The organism is Pseudomonas abieticivorans, assembly GCF_023509015.1.
Taxonomy (GTDB): Bacteria; Pseudomonadota; Gammaproteobacteria; order Pseudomonadales; family Pseudomonadaceae; genus Aquipseudomonas; species Aquipseudomonas abieticivorans.
Map to the genome: position 1 here is coordinate 1040411 of NZ_CP094975.1, position 18452 is coordinate 1058862.

The following is an 18452-nucleotide window of genomic DNA, read 5'->3' on the forward strand; positions in this document are numbered from 1 at the left end:
CGATTGAGGCCTTCACCTTGAGTACCACGCCACTTTCTAGCAACAAGCCTATCAGCAGCGGCTGGTTTGTTTTGTTGTTCCTGATCATTGCTGCCGTACTGGCGATTTCCAATTGGCCTGTCATCAGCATTCAGAACCTTGAAGTCAGCGACTTCGCCGCCAACAGCCTGCTGATCCAAAAAGCCAAGTCTTTTTCACTCTTCGTAGGCAACTACTCGCGCGTGGGCTTCAACCACCCGGGGCCGGCGATCCTCTACGTCATGGCATTTGGCGAGTTTCTGTTCTTCGACACTCTAAAGCTTACTTCTTCGCCGTTTTCCGGCCAGTTACTGGCCGTTGCCCTGTATTCTGCTTTCTGGATTACCCTCATGCTCAAGCTGTTGAGCAGGCTGACGGGCGCACTGACTGACGCAGCATTGATTACTGCTGTCTTTCTTGCCGTAATTACCTTTTGCGACTCCCCTTTCCTGACCGGAATGTGGTTTCCCAATCTGTATATGCTGCCATTTACCGTTATGATCATTTCGATCTCAACTCTATTCAACGGGCGCACGGACTCACTGCAGTCATTGGCGCTGTCCTCCGGCTTCCTCATCAATGGCCACGTTTCGTTTGTTGCGGTTCTGGGTATCACGCTTGTTCTGACGCTGATATTCAATCGAATCGCCTTTTATAAAAGCGATCGGGAGAGTGTCATCACCAGTAAGGACTACGTTGTTCGCAATATCAAGCCAATCGGGCTCAGCGTCGCGACCCTCGCGCTGTTCTTCGTTCCCCTTGTCATTGAGACAATGATCCACTTTCCAGGGCCTATCGTGGCCTACGCCACATTCAGCGGCGGGCATGTACCGAACACTATGCGACAGGCCTTGAGCTACACCCTGGTCTACTGGGGCGGGATACTCCCTGCCCTGTTCGGCGTGGCAGCGTTAATTTTCGCCAACACTCGATTGCCCCATGCCAAATACCATTGGATCCGAGCGATCAGCCTGACGTTCATTGCAGCCACCTGCGCCTTTTTGTTCTATGCAAAATACGGCGTGGACATGCTCGATCAGATCTACATTGGCTTTTTCTACTATTCAGTGCCCGCACTGACAGCAGCCGTCCTTTTCTTTTTCTGTAGTGGCTGGCTGAGCTCGGCAACTAAACGGGTTGTTTCGATTGCAGCCATCGTCGCCTGCGTTACTGTCACCTACTACAACATCAGCAAACCACCCAGCTACACGAATATCTATAATCAACCCAACATTGCGGAATCCTATAAGGCCCTGAGTGACTTTAACTATCCGAAGCGCATGGTACTTGACCTTGATAACGGAAAGGCCTGGGGCACTGTCTGGTCAGATATCCTGGGCATAGAAATGTACGGCGTCAGGCATGGCACGTCGCTTTTCTGTATCAAGAAAAACTGGCACATCTCGTTTACCCGTGATGCCATGTGTACGCCTGACGAAGTAGAGAACAACAGTCGATTCTTTGTGACTAGCAATACGCCAGCGGCGCATGGGGAGACACAAATTGCGGTCACGACCCCTCGCCTTTTATTTATAAAAATGGTACCCCCTGTCGTCGCGGGAATGGGTTTCCAATCCATCAACGGGCATCAAGACCTGTTTAATCGCTACATTCTTGACTATGGCTGGTCATTGGCAGAGCAAGACTTCGTCTGGTCGATGGGAAAACTTGCGACGCTCAGCATCCCTGTTCCAGAAGGTTTCTCAGGCTCCGTCACCCTCGACTTGGCAGCTTTTATTCCCAGTTCTAAACACAATCAACACATCGAGATAACCCAAGACGACCGCGTGTTGGCCACCCAAGCGTTTGACAGAAGCACAGCGCGGAAAAAGTTGACCTTCGAGGTTAATGCGGGTGCGCACAAAATGATCTATTTGAAAATTAACATCAAAAATCCGATCTCCCCAAAGGAACTCGGGCAATCGGATGACCAAAGAAAACTGGGTGTGGCGTTGTACGGCATGCAAGTAGGAGCTGAATGATAATGAACAAGTCGTCAAAAATTGTACTGCCAGGAGGTGCCGGCCTAGTGGGGCAAAATCTGGTTGCCCGATTGAAGGCCAAAGGCTATACCAACATCGTCGTCATCGACAAACACAAGAAAAACCTCGAAGTATTACGTCAGGCCTACCCTGGCATTGAGGCTTACTTTGCGAACCTGGCTACACCGGGGGATTGGGCCCGTCATTTCGAAAACGCCGATGTCGTTGTCATGCTCCAGGCACAGATCGGCGGACTGGAGTACCAGGAATTCGTTGAAAACAACGTGGATTCCACTCGTAACATCCTCGAACTGATCAAGCACTATGGTATCGCCAAGACTGTTCATATCAGTTCTTCAGTTGTCGAGTCGGTGGCGGACGATTTTTATACGCGCTCAAAAATCGAACAAGAACAGATGGTACTGGCCAGCGGCGTAAAATGCCCCATACTTCGACCGACCTTAATGTTTGGCTGGTTTGACAGAAAGCACCTTGGGTGGCTGTCGCGCTTCATGAAAAAAGTCCCAATATTCCCTATTCCGGGAAATGGCAAATATATGCGCCAGCCGCTCTACGTCGGAGATTTCTGCAACATCATTATCAGTTGTATCGAAAACGACGTAGAAAACAAGATCTACAATATCTCCGGGCATGAGAAAGTCGATTACATCGATATAATTCGTGAAATCAAGAAAGCTACTCACGCCACTACTGTCATCATGAAAATTCCTTATGGTCTTTTTTACGCCCTGATCTGGACCTGGTCACTGTTTGATAAGAATCCACCCTTCACCACCCAGCAGCTCCAAGCGCTGAGCGCCAAGGATGAATTCGAAGTGATCGACTGGCCAAGCTTGTTCAATGTACCTTGCACTTCGTTTTCAAACGCGTTGAATGAAACATTCAACGACCCAATGTACAGCAAATATATTTTGGAGTTTTAAGCATGGGCGAGCGCGTTGCGGTTCTGGGGGCGGGCCCGATGGGTTTGGCGGTGGCCTACCAACTGGCCAAAGATGGTAAGCACCCGGTCATTTTTGAGGCCGATGACCGTGTCGGCGGCATGACCGCGGGTTTCGACTTCTCCGGGTTGACCATTGAACGCTATTACCATTTCCACTGCATTTCGGACCATGCGTTCCTTCAGATGCTGAAAGAGTTAGGCATCGACGACCAAATGCGCTGGGTCGAGACAAAGATGGGCTACTGGTACCGCAATGAACTGCAGGCCTGGGGCAACCCGATAGCTTTGTTAAAATTCCGTGGGCTGAGCTTGGTAGCTAAATTCCGGTACGGCCTACATGCTTTCCTATGCACCAAGCGCAATGACTGGAAGCCGCTGGATGATGTCGAGGCCGTCAGCTGGATCAGACGCTGGGTCGGCGCAGAAGCCTACGAGGTGCTGTGGCGTCGGCTGTTCGACTTCAAGTTCTACGACTTCAAAGACAACCTTTCGGCCGCCTGGATCTGGAGCCGAATTCGCCGGATAGGCCGCTCGCGCTATAGCCTTTTCAAAGAGAAACTGGGCTATCTGGAGGGTGGGTCCACAACACTGCTCGACGGTATGTCCAACGCTATCAAGCAAGCCGGCGGCGAGATCAGGCTTTCGAGCAGAATATCCAAAGTGGTCATCGAGGCCGGCCAGGTCAAAGGCGTCATCCGTAATGGTGAGCTGGAAAGTTTCGACAAAGTAATCAGCACCATACCGTTGCCGTACATTCCAGTCATCATCCCGGACTTGCCAGCAGACATCCTCAATAAATTTAAAAACATCAAGAATATTGCGGTAGTTTGCGTGATCGCCAAGTTGAAAAAAGCCGTGACTGAGAATTTCTGGCTGAATACCAACGACACTGAGATGGACATCCCTGGGCTGGTGGAATATACAAATCTTCGCCCACTGGATGAGCACATTGTCTACGTGCCGTTCTACATGCCGGGTGAGCATGCAAAGTTTCAAGAGCCTGATGAAAACTTCATCAGCAAGGTCAAGACATACCTCAAGAAAATTAACCCCTCACTCGATGATGAAGATTTCCTTGACATTCGCGCAAGCCGCTATCGTTATGCACAGCCGATTTGTGGCCCCAAATTCTTGGAGACGATTCCAGACGCTAAACTACCGGTAAAAGGCCTTTGGGTAGCGGACACTTCCTACTACTACCCTGAAGACCGCGGCATCTCTGAAAGTATCGATTACGGCCGGAAACTGGCGAAGGATGCGGCCTCTTGACCAAGATGTTCATGAACAAGCAGTTTGTAAAATTCCTAGTGACGGGCGGCACAGCAGCGGCTGTCAACTTTTTCTCGCGGATCCTTTACAACCAGTGGACCAGCTTTTCCACGGCGGTAATATTGGCCTACCTTACCGGTATGGTCACTGCCTTTTTTCTGGCCAAGACATTTGTCTTCAAAGAGAATACCCAGCCGCTGAAGCACTCGGTCCTGTTCTTTGTGCTGGTGAACTTGGTCGCCGTAGTGCAAACATACTTCATCAGCCTAGGCATGGCCTATTACCTGCTGCCGGCGCTGAATGTCACCTTCCTCACTAAGGAAATCTCACATGCGGTAGGCGTGGTCGTCCCTGTGTTTACAAGTTATCTGGGGCATAAGCACCTCTCCTTCCGGGATAAATAAAAAACCGACCACAAGGGTCGGTTTGAGCACACTAGAAGCTGGCCCACCCACGGTGCCGCCAGCTTTTTTTCCTTGAGCTTGCCGTCAGCTTGCCTGTGCTTGGGTATTGGTAATCCGCTGAGTCGCCAGGATGTTTTTCAACTGCTCGGCACTTTCCTTCCATGTGAGCCACGGCATTTGCGTCGAAGTCGGGTGTTCAGTACGTGCGTAAAGGTCCAGCCAGAGGCTCAATGTATTGGCCAGACCTTGGCTCGTCGCGCTGGAAAAGTAATGACAGTGCTCGCCCGCAACCTCACGAAACACCGGAATATCACGTGCAATAATAGGAAGCTTGTGCTGCGCCGCCTCGATCAATGGCAGACCAAAACCTTCGCCTTCGGAAGCAGCGATCAGGCAGGTCGCAGCGTCGTAGATTTTGTCCAAGTACTCATCACTCGCGCCTTCCAACCAGAATAGCTTGCTACCCAACTCCGGGTGATTCCGCATGCGCTGAGCTAACTCTTCGACCAGCCAACCCTCTTTGCCAACGATAACGAACTTGATATCAGCACCTTGCGCCCACAACAACTCAAAGGCCGACAAGGTCAGCGCGTAGCCTTTGCGCGGCTCGACAGTACCTACCATGAGGAAGCTCGGTGCGCTTTTCAAAAGACCCAGCACTGCCTCGCCATTTTCGGGAATACCGATAGAAGGTAGCGAGTTTTCAACATCCGCGCCTAAATGGAAAAACTTCATGACCGGTATCTTGCCGGCATCGTATCCGGCACGCACGGCCCATGCTTGAACAGAGTTACTGACAGCCTTGGAAATACACAGCAAGCTGTCGGAGACACTCATCACGGCACGAAGCCATTGTTCGTGATGCATACCCACTTCACCCGGCCACCATTCCGGGTGTTCGATGGGCAAAATATCGTAAATAACAAATGACACCTTGGCTCCACGACGCTTCCAATCCTGAAACATACCAGTTTGAACGGCGCCGATAACCCGCGCATTGAGGTCTAGCCCGAGGAAGATATCATCTTTTTTCGGCACGACAATTTCATAATCATCAGCGAAACCGTTTACATACCGGTAGTGCCAATAGCCTCCGGCATCCGTCAGATAGATAGGCTCGACTTTGATACCAGGGATAAATTCCCGATCAATTTCAGCGGAGATCGACCGTACAACCCGTTGAATGCCTGTTCGCAGATCCTCGGTGAATACGTGCGTGACATCAATGAACATTTCTGGGGTATCACGGCTTGGATTAAACTCTGCGTAACTTATCCCACTTTTTTCGATACGCCGAATAATGCGCAGCACCAGGGGAACGCGCGCCATTAGCTTTCTGGCAAGCCAACGCAAGGGCGGGCAAGCCCTGACCACAACTTTGAGTACGTTCCTGGTTAAACGCAGCACTGGGCCAAACAGCGCCCACATCAATGACATGAAAGCTGCCTTCAGGTCCAACGTACGAAGCGCTGCAATTTTGCTGTCAAACCAGCGTACCGGGGCGGAAAACCTCCATGAGCGGCTTTCATAGATTGAGGCCAGTTCGCTTTTCACCTCATCTATGCGCGCTTGTTGCTTACGATCGTAGACACTCGCCAAGTTATGCAGGGTCAGCCCGTAATCACGGCTGAACGGTGGACTGGTGAGGGCCATGATATCGGCGTGGGCACACTTTTGGGCAACTACCGAGTAGTCAGGACTGACACCTTGCAACACGTCCAGTAAACTGACGTCTGGGTTGTTGACCAACTCTGCAGCCTCTTGCAGACGCACGGTCTGCACCCGGTCAAACCCGTAATACTCAGGTACGAACGATAGCAATGCTGGTGGAATAGGGCAGATATGCGTAGGGTCAAGATAGAAATTCGCAGTGCCTACCACGAGATTTTCCGGGTTTGGCGTCTCGAGAATCAATAAACCACCCGGTTTGAGCACACGAAGCGCTTCGATCACCAAGTCCTGGAGCGTGTTAAAAGGTATGTGTTCAACCAGATGAAAAGCAGAGACTACAACAACGCTATCGTCAGGCATCGACTTCAGATAGCTCAGCGCATCACCAGTCGTTACGTTCAGACCGATGTCCCGGCAAGCCTGTAACATTTCATCATCAAGGTCCACGCCGCGCGCGGCAAAGCCGTTTTCACCCAGAAGTTCAAGCCATTCCCCGCGACCACAACCCAAGTCGACTACTTGAGGGTTTAAGTAGAGCTCCTTGACCACACCAAGAAATGGTAAATACGCCTCAAGACGCGCCTTGATCAGTTGCCGCGAACCGCGAAGTTTATCTTCGAAAGCCCGATAAAAACCTTTGTTCATCGATGAAGCTCCAGGCTTGGCGGCATCCATGAAACGCCCACAAAACCACTTTTATCCAAGTTGACAATATTGAAAATCAACGCGAGATCCCGCCACTCATAGTTTTTACTCAAGTGTGTATCGGACTCGTGCAAACCTGTCGCAACCGAGTAGGTGCCTACGCCCAAGTTGGCGGAGAAGGCAAAATTGAAAACCAGAGTTGATCCCGCAGTGACCTGTTCCACCGAGTGAGCCAAATGGAATGTATTGGTACCGAACACTTCCTGACCAAGCCGATCTTTGATCATGTAGCCCAATACCAGTTGGGACAGGTCTTCAATTGCGCGCACTGTGATCCGCAACGCCACACGCTGGCCCACGTTGATGGTTTCGACCGCGGCGCCTTCTTCATCGAGCAATTCGATTCTTTCTACCGTGGCCTCACCTGAGCCAGACAGGGACTGAACCTTCCCTTCCGATGTCACGGTCTGCTTGACCAACCCGCTGTCGCGCTCGGCCAACATGGCGTTGTAGAAATCCATGACCGTCTCGGGGTTACCCTCGATGGCGATGTTACCTTCGTTCAGCAAGATAGCGCGATCGCAAATGGACTGAATGGCTGCCTTGTCATGAGAGACAATGAGCAGGGTGGTACCCTCCTCTCGCAGTTTGCGAATGCGCTCAAAGCTCTTGTGCTGGAAGTAGGCATCGCCCACCGAAAGCGCTTCGTCGACGATCAACACATCAGGTCGGTTGGCAGTTGCCACGCTAAACGCCAGGCGCATTTGCATGCCGCTTGAATACATGCGGACGGGCTGGTCGATGGCACTTCCGATTTCCGCGAATTCGATGATTTGAGGCATCAGCTGATCAATTTCCTGGACACTGTAGCCCAGTAGTTGCCCTGCCATGACCGCGTTCTGACGCCCCGTGAAGTCTGGGTGAAAACCCATTCCCAACTCCAGCAGCGCAGCCACGCGCCCCTTGATTTCAACGGAGCCACGAGTGGGCTGAGTGGTACCGGTGATCATTTTCAGCAGGGTACTTTTACCCGCCCCGTTCATGCCGATAATACCCATTGCTTCGCCTGGCTTGATCTCGAAGCTGAGATCATTCAGCACCCATTTGAGGCGATGCCGGACGCCACTGAACGGTACCAACCACTCCACCAGGCGTGACCAACGGCTCGGATACTGCTTGTAGGCCTTGCCCAGATTGCGAACACTTATGCTACCCATCAGAGCTCATCCACCAGTTCGCCGGAGTGTTTCTTGAACAAATGGAGCCCCCACAAACATAGGCACAAGCTCAATAAAGCCGTTGGCCACAGTGAGAGCCAATCGGGATACTGCTTGTGCACAAGGATCTGGTGGTAGGCACCAATCACTGACGCCATGGGATTGAGCTGCATGAAGGGTTGCAATTGTGCCGGCAGGATATTGGCCGGATAAACGATAGGCGTCAGCCAGAACCAGAATTGCAATACCACACCAAACAGCTGGCCGATGTCGCGAAAAAAAACGTTGAGCACTCCCAGTGAAATACCCAGGCCAATGGCAAACAGCACCTGGATGGCAAGCACCGGAAAAATCGCTAGGAAGGTAATGCCTGGAAACTGCCCGGTAACCAGCATGAACACCACAAACAGCGAGAAAATGATCAAAAAGTTCAGGCTTGCATTCAATACCAACGTAACCGGCAAGCACAGTCGTGGAAAACTGAGCTTTTTCAACAGTGTTGCATTTTCGATAAAAATATTTTGTGCACGACCCACGATTTCGGCGAAAAAGCCCCACGTGAGAATGCCCGCGCACAGATAGATGCTGTAGCCAAAAACGCTTTCCACACCCGGCAACTTGGCACGCATGATTTGCGAAAATATCACCGTGTACACGGTGATCATCGCCAACGGCTGAATGACCGCCCACGAAATACCAAGCATCGAGTTGGTATACTTGGCCTGGAACTCGCGCTTGACGCTACCTAGGATAAAACCACGATAGTTCCATAGCGCCTGGATGGCCGCAGGCATCATGGGGCAACCTCTATCAAGGACTCGACGTCAAACAGCAGGCGATTCAATTGCTCCGAAGCGCCACGGGCCTCGATATTCAGCCTCAGCAATGGCTCGGTATTGGAGCCCCTGACGTTGAAGCGCCAGGTATGGAACGCCATGCTGACGCCATCTGTCTCATCAACATCTAGCGCGCGCGGTTCGAAATGAGCGCGAATTTTATTCAGGGTCGCGCGAACATCCGCGACCCGATAATTGATTTCGCCGGTACATGGGTAGGCGTCAATCCGCTCATCAACCAACTGCGCAAGTGTCTTGCCAGTTTCGGACATCAACGCCGCTACTAACAACCACGGAATCATTCCGCTGTCGCAGTACGCAAAATCCCGAAAATAGTGGTGCGCACTCATCTCGCCACCATACACCGCGTCTTCCTGGCGCATACGCTCTTTGATGAACGCGTGCCCGGTCTTGCTTTGCACGGCGATACCGCCAGCCTGCTCGACCTGCTCGATGGTGTTCCAGGTCAGGCGTGGATCGTGGATGATCTTGCTGCCGGGGTGTTGTTTGAGCAGCATCTCGGCCAGCAGGCCCACCAAGTAGTAACCCTCGATGAAGCGGCCTTCTGCGTCGAAGAAGAAACAGCGGTCGAAGTCACCATCCCACGCCAGGCCCATGTCGCAGCCGTTGGCTAGTAGTGCCTGACGGGTCAGTTCACGGTTCTCCGGCAGCAGCGGATTGGGTACGCCGTTAGGGAAGTGACCGTCCGGCTCTTCGTTGATGAGTACCCACTGCAGCGGTAGACGCGCGGCGAGCAACTTGAGCACCGGACCGGCAGCACCATTGCCAGGGTCGGCAAGGATTTTCAGAGGCTTGAGCGCCGCGACGTCGACATAAGTTAGCAGGTGATCGATGTAGGCCGTCTTGTCGAAAGCTTGCCGTACCTCACCTTTACTGAGCGCTTCGTCGCCCAGGCTGCCCTGTTCGACGCGCAGCCGGATGGCGTCCAGGCCCGTGTCGCCACTGATCGGGCGCGACTCGGCCTTGACCAGCTTCATGCCGTTGTAACCCTTCGGATTGTGGCTGGCGGTGATCATGACGCCGCCATCGACCTTGTAGTGGCTTGTGGCGAAGTAGACTTCTTCAGTACCACACAAGCCGATATCAATGACGTTGGCGCCGGCATCAGTGATGCCGCGCATCAGTGCTGTAGCCAGCGGCGGGCTTTCCAGGCGCATGTCTTGACCTACCACGAAGGACTTGCCCTGTAGTTCGGCGACCAGCGACCTACCGATGCGGTAGGCAATGTCTTCGTTGAGTTGCTCAGGGACCTGACCACGAATGTCATAGGCCTTGAAGCATTGCGTAACGATGGGAGGGTACATTCTACTCACTCACTGAATGTGCAATGCCGCCCGTGGGCGGCAATGCCAAAAATGGACCGCCAAGGTGCGAAGCCTATGGCGCGCAAGTCCCAGGGTATGGGGCTCGCAACGGTTTCAGTGTGGTTACTTGTCGACGCGGCCGTAATTATCTTCGAAGCGAACAATATCGTCTTCGCCCAAGTAATCGCCGCTCTGCACTTCGATCAGTACCAAATCAATCACACCCGGGTTCTTCAGGCGGTGTTTGTGACCTGCCCGAATGAAAGTGGATTCGTTGGTGTTAAGCATCAGTTCCTGAGTGTCGTTGACGACCACGGCCATACCACTGACAACTATCCAGTGTTCGCTGCGATGGTGGTGCATTTGCAGCGAAAGCGAGGCACCAGGCTTGACCACGATGCGCTTGATCTTGAAGCGCTCGCCGTTTTCCAGGGTAGTGTAGGTGCCCCAGGGGCGGTGCACCGTACGGTGCAGCAGGTGCAGGTGATGCCCCTTAGCCTTCAATTGGCCGACGATGTGTTTCACATCCTGGGCGTGATCTTTGTGCGCGATTAGCACGGCGTCGGGTGTATCGATCACCAGCAGGTCTTCTACGCCAACCAAAGCAGTCAGACGGCCTTCGCTGTTGACGTAGTTGTTGCGTGAACCATGAGCAAACACTTCGCCTTCGAAACGGTTACCCAAGTCATCCGGCGCCGTTAGGTCGCTGACGGCGTTCCAAGAGCCGATATCGCTCCAACCGATGTCGCATGGAATGGTCGCAACCTTGTCGGAGCGCTCCATCAATGCATAGTCGATCGAGATGTCCGGTACGTTGGCAAAGGTGTCGGCGTCCAGTGCCAGGCAGCTGTAGCCGGCAGCGGTTGTGCGACGTGATTGCTCCAACGTTTGGGCTACTGCTGCGACGACATCCGGGGCGTGCTTCTCCAACTCGTCGATTACGGTACCGACACGGAAGCAGAACATGCCCGAGTTCCAGAAGTAATTGCCGGCGGCAACGTACGACTCGGCTGTTTTCAAATCAGGCTTTTCTACAAAACGCTCGACCTGTAAGCCACCTTCCAGCGTTTCACCTTTGGCGGCCTCGATGTAACCGAAGCCAGTCTCAGGATACTGCGGCTGAATACCGAATGTGACCAGCCAGCCCTTGGCCGCCAGGTTTACCGCTTTGGCAACGGCACTGGCGAAGGCAGCTTCGTCCTGAATCAGGTGATCGGCGGCCAGCACCAACATGTGCGCGTCGGGGCCATGCACCGCCTTGAGTTGCAGTGCGGCGGCCGCTACTGCTGCGGCCGTGTTACGGCCGAACGGCTCGAGGATATAACCCTGAGCCAGGCCGTTCGAGTTGATAGCGCGGTATTCGTCTTCGGTCTTGAACAGAAGCTCGCGATTGGTGACGGTCAACACTTCAACCACGCCTTCAAGCTTCGCCGCACGCAGGAAGGTTTTCTGAATCAGATTCTGCCCGTCAGGCAATGCCATGAAAGGCTTTGGGTGAGCCTCACGAGACACTGGCCACAAGCGGCTACCCACGCCACCGGAGAGAATTACCGGGATCAATTCCATATCTTGGATCCTTTACCGCCACTCAAGAATGCTAAGTCAGAGCTGGCTACAGTCAGTTTTTTTCAGCAAGTGCACGGCCTAAGACCGTTCCCGACTGAACGAAATTTTAGGCGCTGCTTTACCGTCGTTTGATGGCTCCAAGCCAACGCTGGCAGGGCTGCAAGAATATCAGAGAACATTGACCGAGGCTTGCGCAGCAACGACGGCCAAGGCCAAATGCCGGAGCAGAATCAAGAACAATGACCTCCAATGATATCAAAGAAGCACTATTGTTAATAAGTGGGCACTCGAATGAACATCCCAGACACATTTTGCAGAAGGCATTTAGACGTCTGCAGAGGTGAACAGCCTACGAAGCAAGATGCAGCATTATGCACACTGAACATTCTGACGGCTTCGATTCAGGGAGTTTTGCGACGGTTGGAACCGCAAGGAAATGTTTCGCATACGCTTCGGCACGCCGACATTGCGCCGGCGCCGAGAATTGAAATTTGAGCGGCTACGCCGCCTTGCTGACTTTTAACCTAGGCCGACGCGCCACCACAATCGCCCCCAACACCGGCCCCACCGCCAACCCCACCAGCAGCGCCCCCAGCACCAGCACCGACACCGGCAACTGCGGCCCCGCCCAGCCCAGGAACACCAACGCCACGCCCTGCTGGTTTTCCAGCACGAACAGCAACGCTACCGCCACGACCGCCAGTACTATCAACACCAGCAGCAGCTTTTTGAAATTACGCACGCGCCTCTCCTTTCATCAATCCACTTAAGCGTGGACTTCACCCTCTTCGTCTTCGTTCACTCGGTCGCGCAGTTCTTTGCCTGGCTTGAAGTGTGGTACGAACTTGCCGTCCAGGCTGACCGATTGACCGGTCTTGGGGTTGCGGCCCACGCGGGGGGCGCGGTAGTGCAGCGAGAAGCTGCCGAAGCCGCGGATTTCGATGCGGTCGCCAGTGGCCAGGCACTGGGACATCTGCTCGAGCATGGTCTTAATGGCCAGCTCCACATCCTTGGATGAAAGCAGCCCTTGATGGGTGACAATACGTTCGATCAGTTCCGACTTCGTCATATTTTTCCCTTCTTTATCAAGAAGCTAGACATCTGCTTCAATGGTTTTAGCACGACCGGAGCCATTTGAACAGCCTATGTATTGACTTCTTGTAAATGCTCGAACCAGGCCGACACACATCCTGGTGGCGCACTGCCCTCGCCTCTTGGATATCACTTGCAGATGACGATCAGACTGCGGCTGGAGAAGCCCGCCGGGTTGAAGCCGAACGGGTACTGATCGGTTTCGGTGTCTTTGTACTTCGATGACTGGGTGACGACGTTGTAACCGGCAGCGCCGCATTTCTGCTGCGCCTTTTCATAGCATTTGCCCCACGATGACGTCAGGCCTGAGCAATTGATGTGCAGGTTTTGCACGCCTCGTATGGTGTGTTTCGAGACAGTCGCTGCGCATCCGCTGAGGATGACGGTGGCGATCACTATCCAGATCCCTTTCATATCCTGCCTTGGCGGTGGTTTTCAGTGGTCCATCGTCGGAGCGTGGCCTTGGATGGCTTTGCCCTTGGAGTGTAGACCGCCATTACAGAGAAATATTCCTGCAAAATTCGCACCTTACGTGAGGGTCGGATGCATGCAAGGGTGATAGGGGGAGATGACGACTTGATTGCAGGGGAGGCGCGAAGGGGTTGGGCACGCCGAAGGCGGGGGAAGATTGCGGGATATCAGGTAGGTAGGGGGGGGCTTTTCGCGGATGAATCCGCTCCTACATTTATTGCGGGCATGAAAAAGGGCGACCGAAGTCGCCCTTTTTCTAATGGTCAATCAGAACTTAGTTCTGCTTTTCCATTTGAGCACGCAGCAGGTCACCCAGAGTGGTTGGGCCTGCAGCGATGTCCGAAGCAGCTGGCTTGTCGCGCAGGCTTTGGATTGCTTCTTTTTCGTCTTCAACGTCTTTCGACTTGACGGACAGCTGGATCACGCGCGACTTGCGGTCAACGCTGATGATCTTGGCTTCTACTTCTTCGCCTTCTTTCAGAACGTTGCGCGCGTCTTCAACGCGGTCACGGCTGATTTCGGAGGCTTTCAGAGTAGCTTCGATGTCATCGGCCAGGGTGATGATTGCGCCCTTGGCATCAACTTCTTTAACGATACCGCGAACGATAGCGCCTTTGTCGTTGACCATCACGTACTCAGAGAACGGATCGCTTTCCAGTTGCTTGATGCCCAGGGAAATGCGCTCGCGCTCTGGATCTACGGACAGGATAACGGTGTCCAGCTCGTCGCCCTTCTTGAAACGACGTACGGCTTCTTCGCCCACTTCGTTCCAGGAGATGTCGGACAGGTGAACCAGGCCGTCGATGCCGCCGTCCAGACCAATGAAGATACCGAAATCTGTGATCGACTTGATGGTGCCGGAGATTTTATCGCCCTTGTTGAACTGGCCAGAGAAATCTTCCCATGGGTTAGATTTGCACTGCTTGATGCCCAGGGAGATACGACGACGCTCTTCGTCGATGTCCAGAACCATAACTTCCACTTCGTCGCCGACTTGTACGACTTTCGAAGGGTGGATGTTTTTGTTGGTCCAGTCCATTTCGGAAACGTGTACCAGGCCTTCCACGCCTTCTTCCAGCTCTGCGAAGCAGCCGTAGTCGGTCAGGTTGGTTACACGCGCCATTACGCGGGTGCTTTCTGGGTAACGTGCCTTGATAGCAACCCATGGGTCTTCGCCCAGTTGCTTCAGGCCCAGGGAAACACGGTTGCGCTCGCGATCGTATTTCAGAACCTTGACATCGATCTCGTCGCCAACGTTGACGATTTCCGATGGGTGCTTGATACGCTTCCAAGCCATGTCGGTGATGTGCAGCAGGCCATCGACGCCACCCAGATCGACGAATGCGCCGTAATCGGTGAGGTTTTTGACGATACCTTTGACTTGCTGACCTTCCTGCAGGGATTCCAGCAGAGCTTCGCGCTCGGCCGAGTTCTCGGCTTCCAGGACGCTGCGACGGGAAACGACAACGTTGTTGCGCTTCTGGTCCAGCTTGATGACCTTGAATTCGAGCTCTTTACCTTCCAGGTGGGTGGTGTCGCGCACTGGGCGGACATCAACCAGGGAACCAGGCAGGAACGCACGGATGCCGTTAACGTCGACAGTGAAGCCGCCTTTAACCTTACCGTTGATAACGCCCTTGACCACTTCCTCAGCGGCGAAAGCAGCTTCCAGAACAATCCAGCACTCAGCGCGCTTGGCTTTTTCACGGGACAGCTTGGTTTCGCCAAAGCCGTCTTCGACCGCGTCCAGCGCAACGTGAACTTCGTCACCGACCTTGATGGTCAGTTCGCCAGCTTCGTTGTAGAACTGCTCGAGCGGGATGACGCCCTCGGACTTCAGACCGGCGTGGACAGTAACCCAGTCACCGTCGATATCGACAACGATACCGGTGATGATCGCACCTGGTTGAAGGTTGAGGGTTTTCAGGCTTTCTTCAAAGAGTTCCGCAAAGCTTTCGCTCATTTTAATTCCTGTAGATTAGGGCGAAGTAAACGCCCATCAGCCGCACTCCAGACAATGCGGGTTCGTTCAATTAAAAGAAGCAGGCAGGACTATGACTGGTCCCCTGCGCGCTCCTTGGTCACCCGGCGATATCGCGGAGTGCGATCTCGCTCATGATGCGTTGCAACACCTGCTCGATGGACAATTCCGTGGAATCCAGCTGTATGGCGTCAGCCGCCGGCTTGAGCGGGGCTACCGCTCGCTGGGTGTCGCGTTCATCACGCGCACGTATCTCATCTAGCAGACTCGACAGACTAACATCATCGCCGGCGGCCTTCAACTGCAAGTAACGGCGACGGGCACGCTCCTCGGCGCTGGCGGTGAGGAATATTTTCAGCGGGGCGGCTGGGAACACCACGGTACCCATGTCACGCCCATCGGCCACCAGGCCCGGCTGCTCTTGGAACGCGCGCTGGCGCTGCAGCAGGGCCTCGCGCACCGCAGGCAGCGCGGCAACCTGCGAAGCGCCGGCACCGACCCGCTCGTTGCGGATGGCGGTGCTGACGTCGTCGCCCTCAAGAATGATGCGCTGCGGATGACCGTCGGTCGCCGCGATAAACTGCACATCCAGATGAGCGGCAAGCTGCTTGAGCAGCTCTTCGTTGGTCAGGTCTACACCGTGGTTGCCGGCATTGAACGCCAGCAGCCGATAAAGGGCGCCGGAGTCCAGCAGGTTCCAGCCCAACTGCTTGGCCAGGATCCCGGCGATGGTGCCTTTGCCCGAACCGCTTGGCCCATCAATAGTTATTACTGGCGCAACATTCACGACTTGCCCTCTTCAGATACGCGAATCCCGACCTGGCCGCACAAGGCCAGGAAGTTCGGGAAGGAGGTGGCGACATTGGCGCAGTCATGGATGCGAATCGGCGCACTGGCCCGCAGAGCCGCCACGCTGAAGGCCATGGCAATACGGTGATCGCCGTGGCCATGGACTTCACCGCCAGCGATCGGCCCGCCATCGATGACGATGCCGTCTGCCGTTGGTTCGCATTTCACACCCAGTGCCAGCAGGCCGTCGGCCATGACCTGGATACGGTCCGATTCCTTGACCCGCAATTCTTGCGCCCCGCGCAAAATAGTACGGCCTTGCGCGCAGGCCGCAGCGACGAATAGTACAGGGAATTCGTCGATGGCCAGCGGCACAAGCGCCAACGGCATGTCGATGCCCTTGAGGGCCGCAGCCCGCACGTGCAGATCGGCAACCGGTTCGCCCCCTACTTCGCGCGGGTTGACCAGGGTGATGTCAGCGCCCATCAGGCGCAGGATATCGATCACCCCGGTGCGCGTCGGGTTGATGCCCACGTGTTCGAGCACCAGGTCCGAGCCTTCGGCGATCGAGGCCGCCACCAGGAAGAAGGCCGCCGAGGAGATATCCCCCGGCACTTCGATTCGGGTGGCATGCAAGGTGTGCCCGGACTCGACCGACGCGCTCGGGCCAGTGACGCTCACCGGGTAGCCGAACCCACGCAACATGCGCTCGGTATGGTCACGGGTGGGCGCAGGCTCGGTGACGCTGGTGCGGCCTTGGGCATACAAGCCGGCCAGCAGCAGGCAGGATTTGACCTGGGCGCTGGCCATGGGCAGGGTGTAGTTGAAGCCTTTGAGCGCTTGGCCGCCACGGATGGTCAGCGGTGGCCGACCGTCGGCAGCGGTTTCGATGACCGCGCCCATGTCGCGCAGCGGGTTGGCCACGCGATTCATCGGGCGCTTGGACAGCGAGGCATCGCCGGTGAGTACGCTGTCAAACGTTTGTGCGGCCAACAACCCTGCCAGCAGGCGCATCGACGTACCGGAGTTACCCAGGTAGATCGGCCCCGGCGGCGCTTTCAAGCCGTGCAGGCCGACGCCATGGATGGTCACGCGGCCGTGATGCGGGCCCTCGATGACCACGCCCATGTCGCGGAATGCCTGCAGGGTGGCCAGGGCATCTTCACCTTCCAGGAAGCCGTCCACTTCGGTGGTGCCGTCGGCCAGGGCGCCAAGCATGATCGAACGATGGGAAATCGACTTGTCACCGGGCACGCGAACGCGGCCTTTAAGGCTGCCTCCGGGTTGGCCCAGGAAAACCAGGTCGTTCGTGCTCATCTTCTCCACATAGGCCCGGCGGGCCAGGATCTTGCCAAAATGTTCGCGCGCCACCCGCGCACGGGTGAATACACCCAGCAATTGGTGGCCATCCCCCGCATCGACTGCATCGCGCAAGGCGTCCAGGTCGCTGCGGAACGTATCCAGCGTGCGCAACACCGCCTCGCGATTGGCCAGGAAGATGTCGTGCCACATCACCGGGTCGCTGCCGGCGATCCGGGTAAAGTCTCGGAAACCTCCCGCGGCATAGCGGAAGATGTCCAGGTTTTCGTTGCGCTTGGCCAACGAATCGACCAGGCCAAACGCCAGCAGGTGCGGCAGATGGCTGGTGGCTGCCAGCACTTCGTCATGCCGCTGGATCTGCATGTGCTCGACGTCTGCCCCCAGCGCCCGCCACAGGGTATCGACGACCTGCAGGGCAGATGGCTCGGTTTCCGGCAATGGCGTGAGGATGACTTTGTGTCGACGGAACAACTCGGCGTTAGAGGCCTCGACCCCGCTTTGCTCGGACCCGGCAATCGGGTGCCCAGGCACAAAGCGTGCAAGATTATTGCCAAACACCTGGCGTGCCGCGCGCACTACGTTTCCTTTGGCGCTGCCGACGTCAGTGAGAATGGCCGTGCCCAAATCGAGTGCAGCCAGCTTGCCCAGCAGCCTTTCCATGGCCAGGATCGGCACGGCCAGCTGGATCACGTCCGCCCCCTGGCAGGCCAGGGCGAGGTCTTCCTCACAGCGATCGACCACGCCCAATTCAACGGCCAGCAGCCGCGACTGAGGGTCCAGGTCCATCCCCACCACTTCGCGGCACAGCCCGCTTTCGCGTACACCCTTGGCGAATGAACCGCCGATCAGGCCCAGGCCGATTACCACGAGACGGCCGATCATAGGGCCTGCAGATTGCGTAG

General features: G+C 55.1%; 15 protein-coding genes. 4 read left to right on the forward strand and 11 right to left on the reverse strand.

Going from position 1 to position 18452, the window contains the following annotated elements; genetic code table 11:
* Positions 1 to 17 precede the first annotated feature (17 nt).
* Genes L9B60_RS04560 through L9B60_RS04575 form a run of 4 tightly spaced genes read left to right on the forward strand, consistent with a single transcriptional unit; the run spans position 18 to position 4637 of the window.
* The gene (locus L9B60_RS04560; RefSeq protein ID WP_249676756.1) at positions 18 to 2000 is read left to right on the forward strand and encodes a hypothetical protein; all 1983 of its coding nucleotides are present in this window, start codon (positions 18 to 20) and stop codon (positions 1998 to 2000) included.
* A 2-nt stretch (positions 2001 to 2002) separates the two neighbouring features.
* On the forward strand, positions 2003 to 2944 hold the full coding sequence (locus tag L9B60_RS04565) for an NAD-dependent epimerase/dehydratase family protein (protein WP_249676758.1): 942 nt from the start codon (positions 2003 to 2005) through the stop codon (positions 2942 to 2944).
* A gap of 2 nt (positions 2945 to 2946) precedes the next feature.
* A complete protein-coding gene (locus L9B60_RS04570) occupies positions 2947 to 4233 on the forward strand; it encodes an NAD(P)/FAD-dependent oxidoreductase (RefSeq protein WP_249676760.1) in 1287 nt (428 codons plus the stop codon).
* A 5-nt stretch (positions 4234 to 4238) separates the two neighbouring features.
* Positions 4239 to 4637: a GtrA family protein gene (locus L9B60_RS04575; protein WP_249679655.1), complete on the forward strand. Its 399-nt coding sequence runs from the start codon at positions 4239 to 4241 to the stop codon at positions 4635 to 4637.
* Positions 4638 to 4721: 84 nt separating this feature from the next.
* Here the strand turns inward: L9B60_RS04575 and L9B60_RS04580 are convergent, their stop codons facing one another.
* The 11 genes from L9B60_RS04580 to L9B60_RS04630 all read right to left on the reverse strand — a co-directional run bounded on the left by L9B60_RS04580 (position 4722) and on the right by L9B60_RS04630 (position 18432).
* The gene (locus L9B60_RS04580; protein WP_249676762.1) at positions 4722 to 6953 is read right to left on the reverse strand and encodes a glycosyltransferase; all 2232 of its coding nucleotides are present in this window, start codon (positions 6951 to 6953) and stop codon (positions 4722 to 4724) included.
* Positions 6950 to 8170: an ABC transporter ATP-binding protein gene (locus L9B60_RS04585; RefSeq protein WP_249676764.1), complete on the reverse strand. Its 1221-nt coding sequence runs from the start codon at positions 8168 to 8170 to the stop codon at positions 6950 to 6952. Before L9B60_RS04585 ends, L9B60_RS04580 begins: the two co-directional genes overlap by 4 nt.
* A complete protein-coding gene (locus L9B60_RS04590) occupies positions 8170 to 8967 on the reverse strand; it encodes an ABC transporter permease (protein ID WP_249676766.1) in 798 nt (265 codons plus the stop codon). The genes L9B60_RS04585 and L9B60_RS04590 overlap by 1 nt, the downstream gene beginning before the upstream one ends.
* Complete coding sequence (locus L9B60_RS04595; RefSeq protein WP_249676769.1) at positions 8964 to 10331, reverse strand: phosphohexomutase domain-containing protein; 1368 nt, start codon at positions 10329 to 10331, stop codon at positions 8964 to 8966. Before L9B60_RS04595 ends, L9B60_RS04590 begins: the two co-directional genes overlap by 4 nt.
* Positions 10332 to 10454: 123 nt before the next feature.
* Positions 10455 to 11897 (reverse strand): mannose-1-phosphate guanylyltransferase/mannose-6-phosphate isomerase, encoded by a 1443-nt coding sequence (locus tag L9B60_RS04600; protein WP_249676772.1) that lies wholly within the window; start codon positions 11895 to 11897, stop codon positions 10455 to 10457.
* Between the two features lie 499 nt (positions 11898 to 12396).
* The gene (locus tag L9B60_RS04605) at positions 12397 to 12639 is read right to left on the reverse strand and encodes a DUF1049 domain-containing protein (RefSeq protein WP_249676774.1); all 243 of its coding nucleotides are present in this window, start codon (positions 12637 to 12639) and stop codon (positions 12397 to 12399) included.
* Positions 12640 to 12663: 24 nt separating this feature from the next.
* The gene (gene ihfB, locus L9B60_RS04610) at positions 12664 to 12966 is read right to left on the reverse strand and encodes an integration host factor subunit beta (RefSeq protein ID WP_249676777.1); all 303 of its coding nucleotides are present in this window, start codon (positions 12964 to 12966) and stop codon (positions 12664 to 12666) included.
* A gap of 152 nt (positions 12967 to 13118) precedes the next feature.
* Entirely contained in the window at positions 13119 to 13403 is a 285-nt protein-coding gene (locus tag L9B60_RS04615) for a hypothetical protein (RefSeq protein ID WP_249676780.1), read from the reverse strand.
* 331 nt (positions 13404 to 13734) lie between these two features.
* Positions 13735 to 15423 (reverse strand): 30S ribosomal protein S1, encoded by a 1689-nt coding sequence (gene rpsA / locus L9B60_RS04620; protein WP_249676782.1) that lies wholly within the window; start codon positions 15421 to 15423, stop codon positions 13735 to 13737.
* A gap of 118 nt (positions 15424 to 15541) precedes the next feature.
* A complete protein-coding gene (cmk, locus tag L9B60_RS04625; protein WP_249676785.1) occupies positions 15542 to 16228 on the reverse strand; it encodes a (d)CMP kinase in 687 nt (228 codons plus the stop codon).
* Positions 16225 to 18432, reverse strand: coding sequence for a bifunctional prephenate dehydrogenase/3-phosphoshikimate 1-carboxyvinyltransferase (locus L9B60_RS04630; protein WP_249676788.1), 2208 nt, complete (start codon positions 18430 to 18432; stop codon positions 16225 to 16227). The genes cmk and L9B60_RS04630 overlap by 4 nt, the downstream gene beginning before the upstream one ends.
* Positions 18433 to 18452: the final 20 nt, after the last annotated feature.

What these genes read in the sequence shown, in the direction of transcription:
- L9B60_RS04580 (WP_249676762.1), bottom strand. Translation starts at nt 6,953, where the DNA reads ATGAACAAAGGTTTTTATCGGGCTTTCGAAGATAAACTTCGCGGTTCG.
- L9B60_RS04615 (WP_249676780.1), bottom strand. Translation starts at nt 13,403, where the DNA reads ATGAAAGGGATCTGGATAGTGATCGCCACCGTCATCCTCAGCGGATGC.
- ihfB (WP_249676777.1), bottom strand. Translation starts at nt 12,966, where the DNA reads ATGACGAAGTCGGAACTGATCGAACGTATTGTCACCCATCAAGGGCTG.
- L9B60_RS04575 (WP_249679655.1), top strand. Translation starts at nt 4,239, where the DNA reads ATGTTCATGAACAAGCAGTTTGTAAAATTCCTAGTGACGGGCGGCACA.
- L9B60_RS04600 (WP_249676772.1), bottom strand. Translation starts at nt 11,897, where the DNA reads ATGGAATTGATCCCGGTAATTCTCTCCGGTGGCGTGGGTAGCCGCTTG.
- L9B60_RS04595 (WP_249676769.1), bottom strand. Translation starts at nt 10,331, where the DNA reads ATGTACCCTCCCATCGTTACGCAATGCTTCAAGGCCTATGACATTCGT.
- L9B60_RS04570 (WP_249676760.1), top strand. Translation starts at nt 2,947, where the DNA reads ATGGGCGAGCGCGTTGCGGTTCTGGGGGCGGGCCCGATGGGTTTGGCG.
- L9B60_RS04565 (WP_249676758.1), top strand. Translation starts at nt 2,003, where the DNA reads ATGAACAAGTCGTCAAAAATTGTACTGCCAGGAGGTGCCGGCCTAGTG.
- L9B60_RS04590 (WP_249676766.1), bottom strand. Translation starts at nt 8,967, where the DNA reads ATGATGCCTGCGGCCATCCAGGCGCTATGGAACTATCGTGGTTTTATC.
- rpsA (WP_249676782.1), bottom strand. Translation starts at nt 15,423, where the DNA reads ATGAGCGAAAGCTTTGCGGAACTCTTTGAAGAAAGCCTGAAAACCCTC.
- L9B60_RS04630 (WP_249676788.1), bottom strand. Translation starts at nt 18,432, where the DNA reads ATGATCGGCCGTCTCGTGGTAATCGGCCTGGGCCTGATCGGCGGTTCA.
- L9B60_RS04585 (WP_249676764.1), bottom strand. Translation starts at nt 8,170, where the DNA reads ATGGGTAGCATAAGTGTTCGCAATCTGGGCAAGGCCTACAAGCAGTAT.